Source organism: Falsochrobactrum tianjinense, assembly GCF_019100495.1.
GTDB lineage: Bacteria > Pseudomonadota > Alphaproteobacteria > Rhizobiales > Rhizobiaceae > Brucella > Brucella tianjinense.
The window spans coordinates 179,664-196,797 of the sequence record NZ_JAHRVA010000006.1 but is presented as its reverse complement, the minus strand read 5'-3'; the positions used below and the strand labels follow the sequence as shown (position 1 = coordinate 196,797).

The window sequence follows — 17,134 nt, the reverse complement described above, 5'->3', positions numbered from 1 at the left end:
AGAACCCCGCGACTTCCAAAGTCGCGGGGCCTGCCTGGGAGGGAGAGAATTATCAATTCTTTTCTTCGTCGCATTGTCCTAACGTAAAACCGCTACGCACTTTTGCTGGAAATGCTCTAACGACGATCAGAAATCGCACAGCCAATGGCTACGCCAATCAATATGCCGAGAATGCCAGCCGTGCCGAAGAGGGTGGTCGCGGTTCCGGGGTTTTCCTTGACCGTTTCCGCCACGGCCTGACCGCGTTCACGCACAGTCTGCGCTGCATGACGAATTCGACCGGAAGCATCATCCATGACATCTTCGGCGCGGTCTCGCAGGTCGCCGGAATGGGAAGCGAGCGATTGTGAAAGGCGTTTGAGTTCGCCGCGCATATCTGCGATCTGCTGTTCCAGAGCCTGCTGGATATCATTGGCAGTCTTGTTGTCGGCCATGTTTTATCTCCATGCAATTTGATGAAGATAGAATGCGTGAAAATGGCTTTGGTTCCCACGAGGCAAAAAGAAACCTGAGGATCAATGGGATTATTTGTGCGCACGGAACAGGCGCAGGAAACTCAGGCTGCGCCCGGTGAAAACTCCGATAAATGCTCCTGTAGCCTTGATGAAAAAGTCTGCCATCTCGCCATGCCTACCGGGTGCCAGGCGCTGCAAAAGTTCAAACAGGCCCGCGCAGCCGATGGTGAGCGCAAGCACTGCCAGCCAGTAACGCGGATAAGCCAGCACAAACAGCGCGCCGACTAGAAAAAAAGCTGCAAAACGCTCCACATCGGCAGGTTCGCCGGTAATAGGACGTAACTGGATTGGACTTATCGTAACTATGAGAATCATTACAAGAAGCAGCCAGGCAGCGATGCGCAAAAATCGCGTCATGAAAAGAGGGGCCTTTTATTCTGTCGTATAATTTCTCGCCGGTTCATCCTGCCGGGGATCACCGCAACGCTGATACATCTGATCGGTGAGAGCGTTTTTCATGTCATTGCCGAAAGGCAGTTCATAATGGGCAATGACGTCCACACCCATACACCATTTGACGTTTTCCGGCGAGAGGCCGTAATTGGTTTCCAGAAAACCGATGACATAATTCATGCCTTCCTCGCAATCGGGCGTGGTGCAGAAATTACCGTCTCTGGCCAATTGGCGGATCGAATTCTCACCGATTTTCACAACAATCGGTTCGACCGCCAAAGGTGCTGCGCCCGCAAGCGCCACGATAACCAGTCCGATGAGTGTATATTTTATCGAGCGCCGCATGAGTCGTTATCAAATACCAATCATATCGCGCCATAACGCATGAGCATCCCGGCAATAGCAAGGCCATAGCCAGCCGGAGAGCGCTCTTATTACCGAGATTATGACAGTTTACAGCGTTTTCGATTGACTTTTACGTAAGAGCAGTTGCACAACAGCCGTCTGCATATTGCAAGGCAGGGATGTAATGGTGCGCGAATATTATACGATTACGGAATTGACGCGAGAGTTCGGCATATCGACCAGGACGCTGCGCTTTTACGAAGATGAGGGGCTGATTGCGCCTGTGCGCCGTGGCCGCACGCGTCTGTTTCGTCCTTCCGACCGTCATCTTCTCAAGCAAATCATGCGTGGCAAGCGGCTGGGATTCTCGATCGCCGAGATTCACGAAATCATCCAGATGTATCGCGAGCCGCCCGGTGAAACGGGGCAGTTGAAGCTTCTGATGAAGCGGGTGGAAGAAAAGCGCGACGCCCTTCGCCAGAAACGGCGCGACATTGACGAAATTCTCACTGAACTAGACCAGGTGGATGAAGCCTGCATTGAGCGACTGGCGGAACTGGGCGTTTCTACCTGACGTTTCAATTGTCTGGTGCAGGTGAGCACATCGCGGCTATGTCCTGCACGGTGCTGTTATTGTTCTGGTTCGCCTTGCCGCTGAATACGTCATCGAAAAGGTGGGCCTTATCGAGTTCGCTGACCACGCAATCGCAGAACTGCCGGCAAAGTGCTTCGCCGCCGTCCTGCATGCATGCTGCTATGCATGATTGCGTGAAAGCTTGCCGCGGCGCGGGCGCGGCTGGAGGCATGATCTGCGAAAAGCCATAGATAAGCGCAATCAGCACCGGCTGGTGGATCAGGTAGAATGCGAGGCTGTGGCGACCGATGAAGGTGAGCGGTTTTTGTGGAAAATGCGATTCACTACTCCCGCCAAGCAACGGTAACACATTGAAGCGTTCGCATAGGCGTGCAGCAGCAATGCCAATCAGCACCGCGCCAAACCACGGGAAAAGCGGCACATAATCATTGGAACGCACGGTGATTGTGGAAAGTCCCACCCATGCGAGCAAAGGCTGGTTGAAAATCTCGGCACTTAAATAGAGTGGACCGCTGATGACCAGCGTCGCTATAATCAGCGTTATGAGAGGGTGCAGGCGCTGGAACAAAAGCCCGAGCACGCTTGCCAGGGCGATCTGGTGCAAAATGCCGAAAAAGATGAAGTTTTCGGACGACATATACCATGTCACAGCCGAAATGGATGCTGCTGCGGCGACGATTTGTAAAAGTCGCTTGCCCATGGACCGCCAGCGTATGCCATTTCCATGGGCGAGAACGAGGCTGAACCCGACAAGAAACAGGAAGCTTGAAGCGATGCAGCGGGCAAAGAGTTTCCAGCCGCCCTGCGCTGTCGTCGCTGGGGCCAGGTAGCCGAAAAACTCAAGATCCCAGGCAAAATGATAGATCGCCATCGCAACGAGCGCTGCACCGCGGGCGATATCGACGCGTCCAAGCCGGGGGCGGCGTGAAGGGATGGAACCCGTTTCAGCAGTGCTCTGCATTTTACTTCCCAATCTTGAAGATTCGACTCCGGCAGATTTCTAGCACAGGCTCCGGTACCCGCTATAGTATCGAGCAGCAAGAATCGCTCCGGTCACAACGAGAGCGCGATTTACATCCGGAGATTGCGTTGTTTTTCAGTTTTTCCAAAATTTTCTGGCTGCTTTTCCAGCCTGTGACGATCATTTTCGTGCTCATGCTCGCGGCACTTGTTCTAGTGTGGGCGCGCTTTCGCAGACTCGGTCTCTCACTGCTGGCGGTGGCTGCAATCGTTGTGTTTTCAAGCAGCTACACTACGCTTGGCTCATTGCTTCTTGCGCCACTGGAGGACCGTTTTCCCAAGCAGCCGAATTTGCCACATCATGTTGAAGGCATCGTGGTTCTGGGCGGTTATATGAATGGCGATATCAATGCCGGGCGACCGGGTTTCGAACTGAACAGCGCGGCTGACCGGATATTTGAAGCCATGCATCTGGCCCGACTTTACCCCAGTGCCAGAGTCATCGTTTCTGGTGGGGATGGCGCATTCTTCGAAAAGGCGATGCCGGAAGCTGAAAGCACCCGCAGCATGCTTGCCGGTCTTGGTTTTTCCGGCGAGCGGTTTATTTTCGAGAATAAATCCCGCAATACCGTGGAAAATGCGGCCTTTTCCAAAGCGCTCGCCCACCCGAAAGCTGGAGAAACATGGCTTCTCGTGACGTCGGCCTATCATATGCCGCGTTCTATCGGCTGTTTTAGAAAGGCGGGATTCGAGGTGATCGCGTGGCCCGTCGATTACAAAACGCCAGCGAAAGAGACTTTCTCGCTCTACCTCGAAGCGCCCAATGATGCGCTGTCGCGCTTCAGCGTCGCTATGCGGGAATGGGTTGGACTGACCGCCTATTGGCTGACAGGCAAGACAGATATGCTCCTGCCGCAACCCTGATGCCGCAATTCTGCCACCCCTGTAAAGGTCTTGCTAAGCATCCTTCCAACCAAGTCCTTGATGTAACGCTATCTTTCGAAATCCGGCAGAGCAGGATGTTTGGCCTCGCCCCATTTTAGCCATTTTCCCTGATTGCGTTTTCCCCCCGCTGGGGCTATATCGGCAGTAACAGCGACGTGAAGAGCGCTGTATCCAAGAGTTGCACAACAAGGTTTTCAAAAAAATTCCATGGACGACATCGTTCAAAAGTCCTGCTGGGGCGTTACGCTCCGCGCAGTCGTTGGCCTCGCTACCCTCATTCTCATAGCTTACCTCTTTTTCGTTTAAACTGGATTCCCGCCCGAGACGGGCGGAAGTTGCGTAAAGCGGAAATTTGATGACGCATTTCGGCATTCCGCTTGCGCTGCTCCTCGCCTACACTATCTATAAAGGTGTGATATCATCGCGCCCGGCAGGTTTGCGTGCAGATTCATGTGATCTGAGGTGCAAGGGCCATGCAGCCGTTCGAGCCGGAAATACGGGCTGGAGAAGGTGTAGAATGTTTCTGTCGGTATTCGATCTATACAAGATTGGCATCGGGCCTTCGAGTTCGCACACGATGGGGCCCATGACGGCTGCCCATATGTTTCTTGATGAACTGATTGGCGGCGACTGGCCAAAACCTGCCAATGCGAAAGTTCATCGTCTCAAGGCAAGCCTGCACGGTTCGCTGGCCTATACCGGTATCGGCCATGCGACGGATCGCGCAGTGATTCTTGGCCTTTGCGGTTACAAGCCCGATTCAATCGACCCAGACATCATGGATTCGGAAGTGGAAAAGGTATCCTTGGCGCGCAAAGTGCAGCCGGAGGGCCATCCCGCCTATCATTTCGACCCCAAGACTGATCTAGTGCTGGACCGCAGGACGCCGTTGCCGGGCCATGCGAACGGCATGGCTTTCGAAGCCTATGATCGGGACGATCGACTGTTGCTGCGTCGTGTCTATTTTTCCATCGGGGGCGGTTTCGTGGTGACTGCGGAAGAACTCAGCCGTATTCAGACCAGCGGCGGCAAGCGCGATGAGAAGACGGACGGCGTTCCCTATCCATTTAGCTCTGCTTCGGAAATGCTGGATATGGCCCATACCAGCGGCCTTTCCATCGCTGAAATGAAGCGAGCCAATGAGGAATGCCATATGTCGTGCCTCGATCTGGACGAAGGTCTGGATCGTATCTGGGGTGCGATGCGTTCCTGTATCGAGCGCGGGTTGAGCTGCGGTGGCATCATGCCGGGCGGGCTGAATGTTCGCCGCCGCGCGCGCCAGCTTCATGACAAATTACAGGAGGATTGGCGCAATAACAGAGCAAATCCATTGCTCGCCAATGACTGGCTTTCCGTCTATGCGATGGCGGTCAATGAGGAAAATGCCTCCGGAGGCCGGGTCGTAACGGCTCCAACGAACGGGGCAGCGGGTGTGGTTCCTGCCGTGTTGCGTTATTATCTGCATTTTCATGAGGACGCCGACGAAAAGGGTATTCGCGATTTTCTGCTTACATCTGCTGCGGTTGGCGGCATTATCAAGCACAATGCTTCGATTTCGGGAGCGGAGGTTGGTTGTCAGGGCGAAGTGGGTTCAGCTTCCGCCATGGCCGCCGCTGGTCTTGCCGCAATCCTCGGCGGGACTGCCGAGCAGATCGAAAACGCGGCTGAGATAGCGCTTGAACATCATCTGGGCATGACATGCGATCCGGTTGCGGGGCTGGTTCAGGTACCCTGTATCGAACGCAACGCCTTTGGCGCCGTAAAGGCCGTGACCGCAGCCTCGCTTGCGATGAAGGGCGACGGCAAGCATTTTGTGCCGCTCGATGCCTGTATCGAGACCATGCGCCAGACAGGCCACGATATGAGCGAACGCTACAAGGAAACCAGCCAGGGCGGCCTGGCTGTCAATGTGGTGGCCTGCTGATCGCGGCTTTTTCGCTTTGCGTTGCTTATGGCTTGAAGCCAGTGACGAGCTTGGCTAAATCGGTTCCATGACTCTCAATCTCGTCAAACTTTGCGTTGGATGCGATAGCATCGAAGATTTCGCGGCCTGGATTGATTTCCGGCTGGCTGAACAGCGCGCAGCCGGACTCGTACCGGAACAGTTTCATACCACCCGCATGGTGCCCAAGCGAATAGGCGAGCTCCTTGAGGGTGGGTCGCTCTACTGGGTGATCAAGGGTAATGTGCAATGCCGTCAGCGTCTTCTCGATGTGCGCCCATTCACTGACAATCAGGGGATCAATCGCTGCCATCTCGTACTGGAACCTAAAATCATTCCAACACAGTGGCAACCGCGCCGTGCTTTTCAGGGCTGGCGCTATTTGGCCGAAAATGAAACGCCTGCCGATGAAGCGGCGGGCAAAGCGGGCAGAGCCGCTCTTCCGGCAGATTTGCGACGGGAGTTGACGGAGCTGGGTCTTCTGTGAACGGTAAGGACAAGTGGAAAAGAAAAACCCGCCGAAATGAATGACGGGCTATTCTGAGTTTCAGTTTTCTATGGTGAGGCGTACCGCCACCCTGTCGAGATTGACCGGCAGGGTCATGCGCATCATCGTGCGGGGCTGCGCCAGGCGTTTATTGCGTGCGGCATGGCTGATCAGTAAGCCGACCAGATCGCGCGTCTGGAGGTTTTTGCCATGACGTATATCGGCAATCCGAAGCGCCGCCTGTTTCAGGGACTGGATCGAAAAGAGTGAGCCGAACGCTGAAGGGCGATCTGCTTCGCGCGTCCACGCTTGGGAGAGTGATAACTGCTGTCTGACTGTTTCATTCATATTCGACATCTCGAAACCCTCTACGCATGACAATTACGGGTTTAAAGCGGTCACGAGGGGCGTGCCCCTCGCAGGTTTCAGTTTGCGACTGCGTAGCAGCCATAATTCTTCTTCTTCAGTGAAGCGCAGGCATCCCATGCGTCTTGCTTCGAAGTGAAGCCCACGAAGCGCGCGCGATAAAAAGTGGAGCTGCCTTTAGTAAACGTCTCGGTATAGGGCGAAGCCGAGCGCAGCGAATTGCCCGCCGACGCTGAAACCTTGGCCAGCATTTTGCGGGCCTGTCCTTCGCTAGGCAAAGAGCCGACCTGAATTGCCCAGCCGCCTGCAACAGGTGCGGAAGCGGTCGTGACAGGGTCGATTTCATTAGCGGGAGCGGTAGGAACAGCGGCCTTGGGTGCAGGGCGTATAGCAGCCTGAGCAGCCATCGCAGCCGGGCGCGGAGTAGGGGCGGCCAACGCCAGAAGCTGGGGCTGGTCGGCATCGCCTTCGCCGTTTTCACTGTTGATGACATCTTCGACCGCCACCAACTGACGCGCTACCGGAACAGGTGCGTTACGCGCCGTTGGAAGATCGATGGAAGCAATTACCTGTGGAACATCGGAGCGCATTGCGACGAGTGGCTCGGAGATACGTCCGCGTGTTGCTGCGGGCAGATATTTGCGGATTAGCTTTGTCATGTGCGCATCGCGGCTGGCGCCGGTGTTGCCGCCCATGACGACGGCGACGAGGCGGCGACCGTTATGGTTGACGGAGGAAGCTAGATTGTAGCCGGATGCATTGGTATAACCAGTCTTGATGCCGTCAACGCCCTCTACGCGTCCCAGAAGCCGATTATGGCCTCTGATCGTTTTGCCGCGGAACACGAAGCTGCGGCGCGAGAAATACGAAAACTTGTGCGGAAAATGCTGACGCAACGCGATGCTAAGGATAGCCATGTCGCGCGCGGTTGTATATTGCGCCGAGTTGGGAAGGCCGGATGCATTGCGGAAAACCGTATTACGCATGCCGAGGCGGCGGGCCTTGGTCGTCATCATCTGGGCAAAACGTTCTTCCGATCCGCCAAGATATTCACCGGTGGCGGCGGCAACGTCATTTCCCGATTTGGTAATCATCGCTAATATGGCGTCCTCAGCCCGAATGCGCTGCCCCGGACGAAAGCCGATCTTCGAAGGTGGACGTGAGGCTGCGTAAGCTGATACGGGGAACATGGTGTCCTTGGTGATGCGGCCTGCTTTCATAGCTTCAAAAACCATGTAGATGGTCATCATTTTGGTCAGTGAGGCCGGATAGCGTTTCGCATCGGCATTGGCCGCAAACATGGTTTTACCCGTATTTGCATCGATCACAATTGCCGCATATTTGTCGTTCGCTGCAACAGCAGGCACGGTCGTAGAGGCGGTTGAGCACCCCGTTACGACGGCAAGAAGAAGGGTGGCCTGCGCCGTCCTTTTCAGGGCATGGGCGATTTTATTGAATGCGGTACGCACGATGTTGACCTGCCTGTATCCCGGTTTTTTTAAACTGCGGCGCAAAAGGCACACAGCAATCTAATTCAGCGATACTACTGCCATCAGCGTTACCAATCCGTTTATGGTAACTGCATTATTCATAAAACTTGAAAAAAATTGCCCGTTGGTTCTGGGACGTTGGAGTGCGTTTATGAATGAGGGTCAATAAATTGGGTACGATCTCCGCAACTCCGGTTGCAAGTGTTGCCGAAGACCTTAAAATCAGGCCATGCTGCCCTACATAAGAGGGTGAGCAGGCCAGATAGATGGGCATCCGGGTGATGGGTTCGATGAGGCAGTTTGATTTAGTCATGCAGAGCAAGACCGACGGCGGAAACGGGCCGGATAGCGGTACCGTCGTAGTCACGCGGACGCAGCCTAAAACTAAAAAACCCAGCCTCTACCGGGTTCTGCTCCTCAATGACGACTACACGCCGATGGAGTTCGTCATTCATGTTCTGCAACGGTTTTTCCAGAAAAACCTCGAAGACGCCACGCGCATCATGTTGCACGTTCACAATCATGGTGTTGGCGAGTGCGGTGTCTTTACATACGAGGTCGCGGAGACCAAAGTAAGTCAGGTCATGGATTTTGCCCGGCAAAACCAGCATCCACTACAATGCGTAATGGAGAAAAAGTGAGGTCACATGCCATCGTTTTCCCCCAGCCTTGAAAGGGCGCTGCATCAAGCCCTCACAATCGCTAACGAGCGGCATCACGAATATGCGACGCTCGAACATTTATTGCTTGCCCTGATCGACGACCAGGATGCGGGCGCAGTCATGCGCGCCTGTAACGTCGATCTGGAACATCTCAAACGTATCGTTACCGACTATATCGACCGTGAACTGGACAATCTCGTCACCGGCTATGATGAGGATTCCAAGCCGACAGCAGCTTTCCAGCGCGTGATTCAGCGTGCCGTTATTCACGTTCAGTCGTCCAATCGCGAAGAAGTGACCGGGGCCAATGTGCTGGTCGCCATCTTTGCCGAACGTGAAAGTCATGCTGCCTATTTCCTCCAGGAACAACAGATGACGCGCTATGATGCCGTCAATTATATTTCGCATGGTATTTCCAAGCGCACGCAAAGCAATGAGCCGCGGACGCCGCGCAGTGCTGAAAGCGCGAGCGAAGAGCGCACAGGCGTGGAAGCGGAAGAAAGTGCCAAGAAAAAGCAGGACGCACTTACGGCCTATTGCGTTAATCTCAACGAGAAAGCCAAGGCTGGACGTATCGATCCACTAATTGGGCGTGACAGCGAGATCAGCCGCACAATTCAGGTTCTCTGCCGCCGCTCCAAGAATAATCCGCTCTATGTGGGCGATCCCGGCGTCGGCAAGACGGCGATCGCCGAAGGTCTGGCCAAGCGTATTGTCGAAGGGCAGGTGCCGCAGGCACTGGCTGACGCAACCATCTTTTCGCTCGATATGGGGACCTTGCTTGCAGGCACCCGTTATCGCGGCGATTTCGAAGAGCGCCTGAAACAGGTTGTAAAGGAGCTGGAAGAATATCCGGGCGCCGTTCTGTTCATTGACGAGATTCATACGGTGATCGGGGCAGGGGCTACGTCTGGCGGTGCTATGGATGCATCAAACCTGCTCAAGCCAGCACTTTCTTCCGGGGCGATTCGTTGCATCGGTTCGACCACTTATAAGGAATACCGCCAGTTTTTCGAGAAGGACCGCGCGCTGGTGCGCCGTTTCCAGAAGATAGACGTCAATGAGCCGTCGATCCCGGATGCGATAGAGATCATGAAGGGCCTCAAGCCCTATTTTGAGGACTTCCACAAGGTCAGATACACAGTCGATGCCATCAAGTCGGCGGTCGAGCTTTCTGCGCGTTATATTTCGGATCGCAAACTGCCGGACAAGGCAATCGATGTGATCGACGAAACGGGCGCAAGCCAGATGCTTCTACCTGAAAACAAGCGCAAGAAGACGATAGGCGTCAAGGAAATCGAGGCAACCATTGCCACGATGGCGCGGATTCCGCCCAAGTCGGTTTCCAAGGACGATGAAGCGGTTCTGTCGCATCTCGATGCTGAACTCAAGCGCGTGGTCTATGGTCAGGATCTGGCGATCGAGGCCCTGTCGGCTTCGATCAAGCTGGCCCGTGCGGGCCTGCGCGAGCCGGACAAGCCGATTGGTTCCTATCTGTTTTCCGGGCCGACGGGCGTTGGCAAGACAGAAGTGGCGAAGCAGCTAGCTGCTTCGCTTGGCGTCGAGCTTTTGCGTTTCGATATGTCGGAATATATGGAGCGTCATACCGTCTCGCGGTTGATCGGCGCGCCTCCCGGCTATGTTGGATTCGATCAGGGCGGGCTTCTGACCGATGGTGTGGATCAGCATCCGCATTGCGTTCTACTGCTTGATGAGATTGAGAAAGCTCATCCAGACCTGTTCAATATTCTGCTGCAGGTGATGGATCACGGCTCGCTGACCGATCACAATGGCAAGAAGATCGACTTCCGCAATGTAATCCTGATCATGACCACCAATGCGGGCGCTGCCGACATGGCCAAAGCCGCAATTGGCTTCGGTTCAACGCGGCGCGAAGGCGACGATATGGAAGCGATCAACCGGCTGTTCACGCCGGAGTTCCGCAACCGCCTCGACGCGATCGTGCCGTTTGGCCCGCTGCCGGTTCCGGTCATTCATCAGGTGGTGCAGAAATTCGTGCTTCAGCTTGAGGCTCAACTTGCCGAACGCGGCGTGACTTTCGAGCTGACCGAAGCCGCTATCGCATGGCTTGCCGAAAAGGGCTATGACGAGCGGATGGGCGCGCGTCCGTTGGCTCGCGTCATTCAGGAGCACATCAAGAAGCCGCTGGCGGATGAGGTTCTGTTTGGCAAGCTCAAGCAGGGTGGAACGGTGCGCGTTGATGTCACGACAAAACCCGATGGCAAGACCGATCTCCTGCTGGAATCGGTAGCCGACAAGCCGGTTAAGCCGAAGAAGGACATTCCAGCAGAAAAGAAATTGCCGCAGCGCAGAAAGGCGACTCCGAAGAAGGTGGAAAAGGAAAAGGTGCTGGCCGGTAAGGATGAGCCGGTGGCTAGACCGACAGCCAGAACCGCCGTGCCAAAATCATCGGTGCCGAAGGTGCCGCGCAAGAAGTGAAAATGAAAATGGCCCTTCTTCGGAAGGGCCATTTTTATAATTCCTTATTTATCAAAGGGATGCGATGATTTTTTTAGCATTTGCTGAAAGAACGGCAGGGTCTTCCATCTGCCCGCTGTGAGGCTTTAGGGCGACACCTTCAAATCGCGGTATGACGTGAAAATGCAGGTGATAAACCGTTTGCCCGGAGGCAGGTTCATTGAACTGCATGACGGTTATGCCATCGGCGTTGAACGCCTTTTTTACGGCATTGGCAATTTTCTGCACCGCCTGGATGGCTTCTACGAGCGTTTCGGGCTTTGCATCGAGCAGATTGCGCGAAGGGGTTTTGGGGACGACGAGCGTATGCCCCGTTCCCTGGGGCATCACATCCATGAATGCCAGCACATGTTCCGTCTCGTAAACGCGCGTCGAGGGAATTTCACCACGCAGGATTTTGGCGAAGATATTGTCATTATCATAGGTGGCAGACATGCTATTCTCTCCAATATTTGCATATTTCAATCACACGGCATCCATTGGCTTCGCGCAAGCTGCACGGGATTATCCCCGCCGATAGGGAGAATGCTCTTTGAGTGCCTCATGAATCTGCGCGACTTCACGGCGTTCATGTTCCAGGTAATTATTGACTGCATTTCGCAGTCCTTCATGCGCGATATAATGTGCGGAATGAGTGGTGACAGGCACGTAGCCGCGCGCAAGCTTGTGCTCGCCCTGCGCCCCCGCTTCGACAATGCGCAATTTATGTTCAATGGCGAAGTCGATGGCCTGATGGTAACAGACCTCGAAATGCAGAAACGGGTGGTCTTCGATGCAACCCCAATGACGCCCGTAAAGTGTATCGCTGCTAATGAAATTAATTGCACCTGCAATATAACGCCCGTCGCGACGCGCCATGACCAGCAGAATATCATCGGCCATTGTAGCGCCAATCAATGAAAAGAAGGCCCTGTTGAGATAAGGCCGCCCCCATTTCCGGCTACCTGTGTCGATGTAGAAAGTGAAAAACTCATCCCACACGGTTTCGGTGAGGTCGCTGCCGGTGATCCAGTCGATTTCTATCCCGTCGGACAAGGCGTCGCGCCGTTCTTTCTTCAGCGCTTTACGCTTTCTCGACACAAGCTCATTTAGAAAGTCATCATAATCATAGAAGCCATTGTTTATAAAATGGAATTGCTCATCTATCCTATGCAGGAATCCAGCTTTTTCCAGAGGCTTAATTTCATGAAATGGCGCGAAGGTCACATGGGCGGATGATACTCCGATCTGGTCCGTCAACTGTCGTAGCCCGGCGGCAAGAGCCAGTTGCACGGCTTCGCGATCATAGTCCACATGATGGAGAAGTCTGGGTCCGGTTGCCGGTGTGAAGGGAACAGCCGCCTGGAGTTTTGGATAATAGCTCCCTCCCGCGCGTTCAAAAGCGTCGGCCCAGCCATGGTCGAAGACATATTCGCCCTGGCTATGGCCTTTGAGATAGTTGGGAACGGCACCGATCAGTTCACCGCGCTCATCTTCGAGGCGCAAATGGCGCGGCAACCAGCCCGTTTTGCGCGATACCGAACCGGACTGTTCCAGAGCTAACAGGAAAGCCCTGGAAATAAAGGGATTGTAGGCCGTATCCTGTCGGGATGCTCCGGCAAGGCTGTTCCATTCGTCTTGCGTAAAGTCGTCGATGCTTTCGACGACGCGAAGAACGAAGCTTTGTTCCGTCTGCTTGTCCTTGTCGCTCACCGCTGTTCCTTTGCCGCTCGTTTTGCAAGTTTGCGGCGCGGGCAATTTCTCGTCAAGCGACAAGCGCCCGCGGATCGAAGCCTTCAAAAGTGACCTGATCTACGTTGAGTTCGCTGTGCCTTTGCATATCGGCGTCACGTACGGTCCAACTGATGGCGGGCATATGCAATTTCTCCCGCACAAAGCGGATGAAGGGGTTGGGCAGATGATGGACATTATAGGAGACGAAGGAAATCTCATGCACGAGCATTGAGAAATGCGCCTCCAAATCTCTCACTCCGGTTCCTTCTGCCGTTAATCCTCCGGGAATGCCTTTCGCATCTGTTTTGAAACGGCGAATCAAATGATGATCGAACGACATGATCGCGGCCTCACCCTTATAGGATCGAAGATCCTTCGCCACGGCTGCAACGAGGCCGTCGTCGCGGCCCTCGATGCCCTTGAGTTCGATGATGACGGGCACGCGACCATCGACCAGATCGAGCACCTGGCGCAGTGTCGGTACATGGTCGATCGTGCCACCAATAGGAAGCGCAGTGGCTTCCGCGGTCGTCAGATCAGTGATCCGGCCTTCACGTCCCGTGAGCCGCAAGAGTTCGTCATCGTGAAACACAACAACACCGCCATCGCGCGTGAGATGTACATCACATTCGATGGCAAATCCCGCTTTTGCCGCAGCTTCGAAGGCCGGGAGGGTGTTTTCCCAGCGCTCCTTATTCAGATCATGCAGCCCGCGATGGGCGATTGGTCGTTTCGTGAGCCAATCGAGCGATGACATTTCAGGCGACCTCGATGATTGCTTCCACTTCCACGGGGGCATTCAGCGGCAGGCTTGCAACGCCGACGGCCGAGCGGGCATGTTTTCCCGCATCGCCGAGCACATCGACCAGTAGATCGGATGCACCATTGGCAACCAGGTGCTGTTCAACGAAAGCGACGGTGGAAGAAACGAAGACGGTGATTTTCACCACCCGCTTGATGCGGTTAAGGTCACCAAGCGCAGCTTTTGCCTGTGCAAGCACATTGATCGCGCAGGCGCGGGCGGCAGCCTGGCCTTGCGCAACCGTCAATATATCACCGATTGGGCCTGTATGCATGAGCTTGCCGCCTTCTAGCGGAAGTTGGCCGGAGGTAAGAAGAAGGGAGCCGCTTTGTGCGAATGGAACGTAGTTTGCAGCAGGTGCGGCGGCTTCCGGCAAGGATATGCCCAGTTTTTCAAGACGGTTGTCGAATGTATCGGCCATTCCAGTTACTCCCTGATTACAAGTGATGTCCGCATCCGGTTCAAAGATAGAATCGGTAAAGCTTTCGGGGATGGTGCGTTTTTTGCCTCGCTTCCGCCACGAGTTTTTTTATCATGCAGCATAACAGATCGGGAGATTCATATATGCGGTTTTTCAGAATGGCGCCTTTGACAGGTGGAGCGGCAGTTTGTGTCTGGAGCGTACTGGCAGGCTCCGCCAATGCGGCTTCGGCGGTGATATTGGCGCCCCATCGTGCGGTTTATGATCTGATGCTCGACCGTGCTGACGAAAAATCGGGAATCAGCGGGCTGTCGGGTCGTATGGTCTATGAATTCAATGGCTCGGCCTGCGAGGGCTATACGACCAATTTCCGCTTTGTGACACGTATCGATATGGACGAGCAGCCGCAGCGCCTGACCGATCAGCAAACCGCGACATTTGAAAGCGGTGACGGCAAGGAGTTCCGCTTCGTAAACAAGACCTTTGTCGACAAGGAACTGATCAAGGAAGTGCGCGGCGATGCCACGCTGGACGGCAAGAAGACAGTCGTTGAACTTTCGAAGCCCAAGGAAAGCCGGATCGACCTGCGAGCCACGCAATTTCCCACCACGCATATGGAGGAACTCATCGGCAAGGCAGAAGCGGGTGAGAAATTCTATCAGACGACCTTGTTCGATGCTTCGGAGGATGCCGACCGCGTTGTGGCAACAACCGTTGTCGTAGGCAAGGCACAGGAAGCGAAGAACGAAGAAGCCAAGGTCATGGGACCGTTGACGGACGATCATGCCTGGCCGGTGACGATTGCCTATTTCGATGACAAGGAAAAGCAGGACGGCCTGCCGATCTATCGCATCAATTTCAAGCTCTACAGAAACGGTATCACGCGCGACCTGACGATGGACTATGGCGACTTTTCCATGCATGGAAAGCTCGTCAAGCTTGATGTTTTCGATACGAAAGGCGGTAAAACGGCCTGTGAATAGCTATTGTGGTCCGTCTTTGGCGCTATAATGGCTGCAAGACTTGCATTTTGTGGCGCGATAAGTTAACAGCGCGCCTATTCCACACACGGGATTGGGCTTTCGCCGGGAGAAATCCGGCCTCAGCCTCCGGTGGCGAGTAATCGCCTCAGCCCGTGGAGGTCAAACCGGAAAAGGAAAATACAGATGGCATTGCCTGAATTCAGCATGCGCCAGCTTCTGGAAGCTGGCGTTCACTTCGGCCACCAGACGCACCGCTGGAACCCGAAAATGGCTCCTTTCATTTATGGAGCCCGCAACAATATCCACATCATGGATCTGTCGCAGACCGTTCCGCTGCTGCACAACGCGCTCAAGATCGTTTCCGATACGGTTGCCCGTGGCGGTCGCGTTCTGTTCGTTGGCACCAAGCGTCAGGCGTCGGACATTATTGCCGATGCAGCCAGCCGTTCGGCCCAGTATTACGTTAATGCCCGCTGGCTCGGCGGCATGATGACCAACTGGAAGACGATTTCCAACTCGATCCAGCGTCTGCGCAAGCTTGACGAACTTCTGGCTGGTGACGCACAGGGCTTCACCAAGAAGGAGCGCCTGAACCTCGAACGCGAACGCGAAAAGCTCGACCGCGCTCTGGGCGGCATCAAGGACATGGGCTCGGTTCCGGACCTGATGTTCATCATCGATACCAACAAGGAATCGATTGCCATTCAGGAAGCCAAGCGCCTTGGCATTCCGGTTGTTGCTGTGATCGATTCGAACTGCGACCCCGAGCAGATCGATTACCCGATTCCGGGCAATGACGATGCTGCCCGCGCCATCGCCCTTTATTGCGATCTCATTGCTCGTGCTGCAATTGACGGCATTGCCCGCCAGCAGGGCGCGATGGGCATCGACATCGGTGCACAGGCTGAAACTCCTGTTGAACCAGCCCTTGAGGCTCCGGCTGAAGGCGCGTAACCAGCGCTTGTGAATTTCATCCATCCGTCACGGCGGGTGGATAACCTCTGTTCATTCCGGCGCATATGGCGTCGGCTAAAAGTTGGCACACCCATCCGGTGTGCCTTCGCTTTCGTGAAAGGCGACACTATGAGCATCTCCGCATCACAGGTTAAAGAACTGCGCAACCTTACCGGCGCAGGCATGATGGATTGTAAGGCGGCCCTTGCTGAAACCAATGGCGACATTGAAGCAGCCGTTGACTGGCTGCGTGCAAAGGGCATGGCCAAGGCCGACAAGAAGGCTGGACGCACGGCTGCTGAAGGCCTGGTTGGCGTCGCTTCGACCGGCAACAAGGCGGTTGTCGTCGAAGTCAATTCTGAAACCGATTTCGTGGCCCGCAATGAGGCGTTCCAGGAACTGGTTCGCAAGATCGCTCAGGCTGCTTTGACGACCGATGGCTCGTCAGAAGTTGTTGCTGAAGCAGATGTTGACGGTAAGTCGGTAACGCAGGCTGCCAAGGACGCCGTTGCGACCATCGGCGAAAATATCAGCTTCCGCCGCTCGGCTGCTCTGGAAGTTTCGCAGGGCGTTGTCGCCACCTACGTTCATAACGGCGTGGCTGACGGGCTGGGCAAGCTTGGCGTTCTCGTCGCGGTCGAAACCGCTGGCGATGCGGAATCTGCCAATGCATTCGGCCGACAGGTCGCTATGCATGTTGCTGCCGTCAATCCGCTGGCGCTGACCAATGCGGACGTCGATCCGACTGCCGTCGAGCGTGAAAAGGCGATTTTCATCGAGCAGGCCCGTGAATCAGGCAAGCCCGAGAACATCATCGAAAAGATGGTGGAAGGCCGTATGCGCAAATTCTACGAAGAAGTCGTCCTTCTTTCGCAGGCTTTTGTCATCAATCCTGATCTCACGGTCGATGCTGCGCTCAAGGAAGCCGAAAAGTCTATCGGTGCTCCTGCCAAGATCACCGGCTTCGTGCGCATTGCTCTGGGTGAAGGCATCGAGAAGGAAGAAACCGATTTTGCCGCCGAAGTGGCTGCTGCGGTCAAGAGCTAATCGCGTTTGTTTTAA

Annotated in this window: 19 protein-coding genes; 9 read left to right on the top strand and 10 right to left on the bottom strand. The window is 54.9% G+C overall.

Annotation, left to right across the window (positions count from 1 at the left end; translation table 11 throughout):
- Window positions 1-116: 116 nt before the first annotated feature.
- From KUG47_RS14090 to KUG47_RS14080, 3 genes are all read right to left on the bottom strand, one after another.
- Window positions 117-434, bottom strand: coding sequence for an ElaB/YgaM/YqjD family protein (locus KUG47_RS14090; protein ID WP_217678612.1), 318 nt, complete (start codon window positions 432-434; stop codon window positions 117-119).
- Between the two features lie 90 nt (window positions 435-524).
- Window positions 525-872 carry a VanZ family protein gene (locus KUG47_RS14085; protein WP_217678611.1) on the bottom strand — a complete coding sequence of 116 codons (348 nt, stop codon included), beginning with the start codon at window positions 870-872 and terminating at the stop codon, window positions 525-527.
- A gap of 15 nt (window positions 873-887) precedes the next feature.
- The gene (locus KUG47_RS14080) at window positions 888-1,253 is read right to left on the bottom strand and encodes a hypothetical protein (protein ID WP_217678610.1); all 366 of its coding nucleotides are present in this window, start codon (window positions 1,251-1,253) and stop codon (window positions 888-890) included.
- Between the two features lie 187 nt (window positions 1,254-1,440).
- Here KUG47_RS14080 and KUG47_RS14075 point away from each other — a divergent pair, with 187 nt between their 5' ends.
- On the top strand, window positions 1,441-1,827 hold the full coding sequence (locus KUG47_RS14075; RefSeq protein WP_217678665.1) for a MerR family transcriptional regulator: 387 nt from the start codon (window positions 1,441-1,443) through the stop codon (window positions 1,825-1,827).
- 4 nt (window positions 1,828-1,831) lie between these two features.
- Here the strand turns inward: KUG47_RS14075 and KUG47_RS14070 are convergent, their stop codons facing one another.
- Window positions 1,832-2,809 carry a heparan-alpha-glucosaminide N-acetyltransferase gene (locus KUG47_RS14070; RefSeq protein WP_217678609.1) on the bottom strand — a complete coding sequence of 326 codons (978 nt, stop codon included), beginning with the start codon at window positions 2,807-2,809 and terminating at the stop codon, window positions 1,832-1,834.
- A 128-nt stretch (window positions 2,810-2,937) separates the two neighbouring features.
- Between KUG47_RS14070 and KUG47_RS14065 the strand changes: the two genes are divergently transcribed.
- From KUG47_RS14065 to KUG47_RS14055, 3 genes are all read left to right on the top strand, one after another.
- A complete protein-coding gene (locus tag KUG47_RS14065) occupies window positions 2,938-3,732 on the top strand; it encodes a YdcF family protein (RefSeq protein ID WP_217678608.1) in 795 nt (264 codons plus the stop codon).
- A 538-nt stretch (window positions 3,733-4,270) separates the two neighbouring features.
- Window positions 4,271-5,677 (top strand): L-serine ammonia-lyase, encoded by a 1,407-nt coding sequence (locus tag KUG47_RS14060; protein WP_217678607.1) that lies wholly within the window; start codon window positions 4,271-4,273, stop codon window positions 5,675-5,677.
- 67 nt (window positions 5,678-5,744) lie between these two features.
- Window positions 5,745-6,182, top strand: coding sequence for a DUF1489 family protein (locus tag KUG47_RS14055; RefSeq protein WP_217678606.1), 438 nt, complete (start codon window positions 5,745-5,747; stop codon window positions 6,180-6,182).
- 60 nt (window positions 6,183-6,242) lie between these two features.
- On the opposite strand, the gene KUG47_RS14050 is transcribed toward KUG47_RS14055, so the two are convergent.
- Window positions 6,243-6,539 carry a hypothetical protein gene (locus tag KUG47_RS14050; protein ID WP_217678605.1) on the bottom strand — a complete coding sequence of 99 codons (297 nt, stop codon included), beginning with the start codon at window positions 6,537-6,539 and terminating at the stop codon, window positions 6,243-6,245.
- A gap of 68 nt (window positions 6,540-6,607) precedes the next feature.
- Window positions 6,608-8,017 (bottom strand): SPOR domain-containing protein, encoded by a 1,410-nt coding sequence (locus KUG47_RS14045; RefSeq protein WP_217678604.1) that lies wholly within the window; start codon window positions 8,015-8,017, stop codon window positions 6,608-6,610.
- Between the two features lie 311 nt (window positions 8,018-8,328).
- Here KUG47_RS14045 and clpS point away from each other — a divergent pair, with 311 nt between their 5' ends.
- Window positions 8,329-8,679 (top strand): ATP-dependent Clp protease adapter ClpS, encoded by a 351-nt coding sequence (gene clpS / locus KUG47_RS14040; RefSeq protein WP_217678664.1) that lies wholly within the window; start codon window positions 8,329-8,331, stop codon window positions 8,677-8,679.
- A gap of 6 nt (window positions 8,680-8,685) precedes the next feature.
- Entirely contained in the window at window positions 8,686-11,160 is a 2,475-nt protein-coding gene (gene clpA, locus KUG47_RS14035; RefSeq protein WP_217678603.1) for an ATP-dependent Clp protease ATP-binding subunit ClpA, read from the top strand.
- A 51-nt stretch (window positions 11,161-11,211) separates the two neighbouring features.
- Here the strand turns inward: clpA and KUG47_RS14030 are convergent, their stop codons facing one another.
- The 4 genes from KUG47_RS14030 to KUG47_RS14015 form a co-directional block, all read right to left on the bottom strand.
- Window positions 11,212-11,634 (bottom strand): HIT family protein, encoded by a 423-nt coding sequence (locus tag KUG47_RS14030; protein ID WP_217678602.1) that lies wholly within the window; start codon window positions 11,632-11,634, stop codon window positions 11,212-11,214.
- 69 nt (window positions 11,635-11,703) lie between these two features.
- Entirely contained in the window at window positions 11,704-12,891 is a 1,188-nt protein-coding gene (locus KUG47_RS14025; protein WP_217678601.1) for a GNAT family N-acetyltransferase, read from the bottom strand.
- A gap of 52 nt (window positions 12,892-12,943) precedes the next feature.
- On the bottom strand, window positions 12,944-13,669 hold the full coding sequence (locus KUG47_RS14020; protein WP_217678600.1) for a glycerophosphodiester phosphodiesterase: 726 nt from the start codon (window positions 13,667-13,669) through the stop codon (window positions 12,944-12,946).
- Window position 13,670: 1 nt separating this feature from the next.
- A complete protein-coding gene (locus KUG47_RS14015; RefSeq protein ID WP_217678599.1) occupies window positions 13,671-14,135 on the bottom strand; it encodes a RidA family protein in 465 nt (154 codons plus the stop codon).
- Window positions 14,136-14,278: 143 nt separating this feature from the next.
- Here KUG47_RS14015 and eipB point away from each other — a divergent pair, with 143 nt between their 5' ends.
- The 3 genes from eipB (at window position 14,279) to tsf (ending at window position 17,119) form a co-directional block, all read left to right on the top strand.
- Window positions 14,279-15,118, top strand: coding sequence for a cell envelope integrity protein EipB (gene eipB, locus KUG47_RS14010; protein ID WP_217678598.1), 840 nt, complete (start codon window positions 14,279-14,281; stop codon window positions 15,116-15,118).
- A 183-nt stretch (window positions 15,119-15,301) separates the two neighbouring features.
- Window positions 15,302-16,072 (top strand): 30S ribosomal protein S2, encoded by a 771-nt coding sequence (gene rpsB, locus KUG47_RS14005; RefSeq protein ID WP_217678597.1) that lies wholly within the window; start codon window positions 15,302-15,304, stop codon window positions 16,070-16,072.
- Window positions 16,073-16,201: 129 nt separating this feature from the next.
- Window positions 16,202-17,119 carry a translation elongation factor Ts gene (gene tsf, locus KUG47_RS14000; protein ID WP_217678596.1) on the top strand — a complete coding sequence of 306 codons (918 nt, stop codon included), beginning with the start codon at window positions 16,202-16,204 and terminating at the stop codon, window positions 17,117-17,119.
- The last annotated feature ends 15 nt before the right edge of the window (window positions 17,120-17,134 follow it).

Excerpts from the sequence above, each read along its gene's own strand:
- KUG47_RS14090 (WP_217678612.1), bottom strand. The coding sequence starts at position 434 with ATGGCCGACAACAAGACTGCCAATGATATCCAGCAGGCTCTGGAACAG.
- KUG47_RS14085 (WP_217678611.1), bottom strand. The coding sequence starts at position 872 with ATGACGCGATTTTTGCGCATCGCTGCCTGGCTGCTTCTTGTAATGATT.
- KUG47_RS14080 (WP_217678610.1), bottom strand. The coding sequence starts at position 1,253 with ATGCGGCGCTCGATAAAATATACACTCATCGGACTGGTTATCGTGGCG.
- KUG47_RS14070 (WP_217678609.1), bottom strand. The coding sequence starts at position 2,809 with ATGCAGAGCACTGCTGAAACGGGTTCCATCCCTTCACGCCGCCCCCGG.
- KUG47_RS14060 (WP_217678607.1), top strand. The coding sequence starts at position 4,271 with ATGTTTCTGTCGGTATTCGATCTATACAAGATTGGCATCGGGCCTTCG.
- KUG47_RS14055 (WP_217678606.1), top strand. The coding sequence starts at position 5,745 with ATGACTCTCAATCTCGTCAAACTTTGCGTTGGATGCGATAGCATCGAA.
- KUG47_RS14050 (WP_217678605.1), bottom strand. The coding sequence starts at position 6,539 with ATGTCGAATATGAATGAAACAGTCAGACAGCAGTTATCACTCTCCCAA.
- clpS (WP_217678664.1), top strand. The coding sequence starts at position 8,329 with ATGAGGCAGTTTGATTTAGTCATGCAGAGCAAGACCGACGGCGGAAAC.
- clpA (WP_217678603.1), top strand. The coding sequence starts at position 8,686 with ATGCCATCGTTTTCCCCCAGCCTTGAAAGGGCGCTGCATCAAGCCCTC.
- KUG47_RS14030 (WP_217678602.1), bottom strand. The coding sequence starts at position 11,634 with ATGTCTGCCACCTATGATAATGACAATATCTTCGCCAAAATCCTGCGT.
- KUG47_RS14020 (WP_217678600.1), bottom strand. The coding sequence starts at position 13,669 with ATGTCATCGCTCGATTGGCTCACGAAACGACCAATCGCCCATCGCGGG.
- KUG47_RS14015 (WP_217678599.1), bottom strand. The coding sequence starts at position 14,135 with ATGGCCGATACATTCGACAACCGTCTTGAAAAACTGGGCATATCCTTG.
- eipB (WP_217678598.1), top strand. The coding sequence starts at position 14,279 with ATGCGGTTTTTCAGAATGGCGCCTTTGACAGGTGGAGCGGCAGTTTGT.
- rpsB (WP_217678597.1), top strand. The coding sequence starts at position 15,302 with ATGGCATTGCCTGAATTCAGCATGCGCCAGCTTCTGGAAGCTGGCGTT.
- tsf (WP_217678596.1), top strand. The coding sequence starts at position 16,202 with ATGAGCATCTCCGCATCACAGGTTAAAGAACTGCGCAACCTTACCGGC.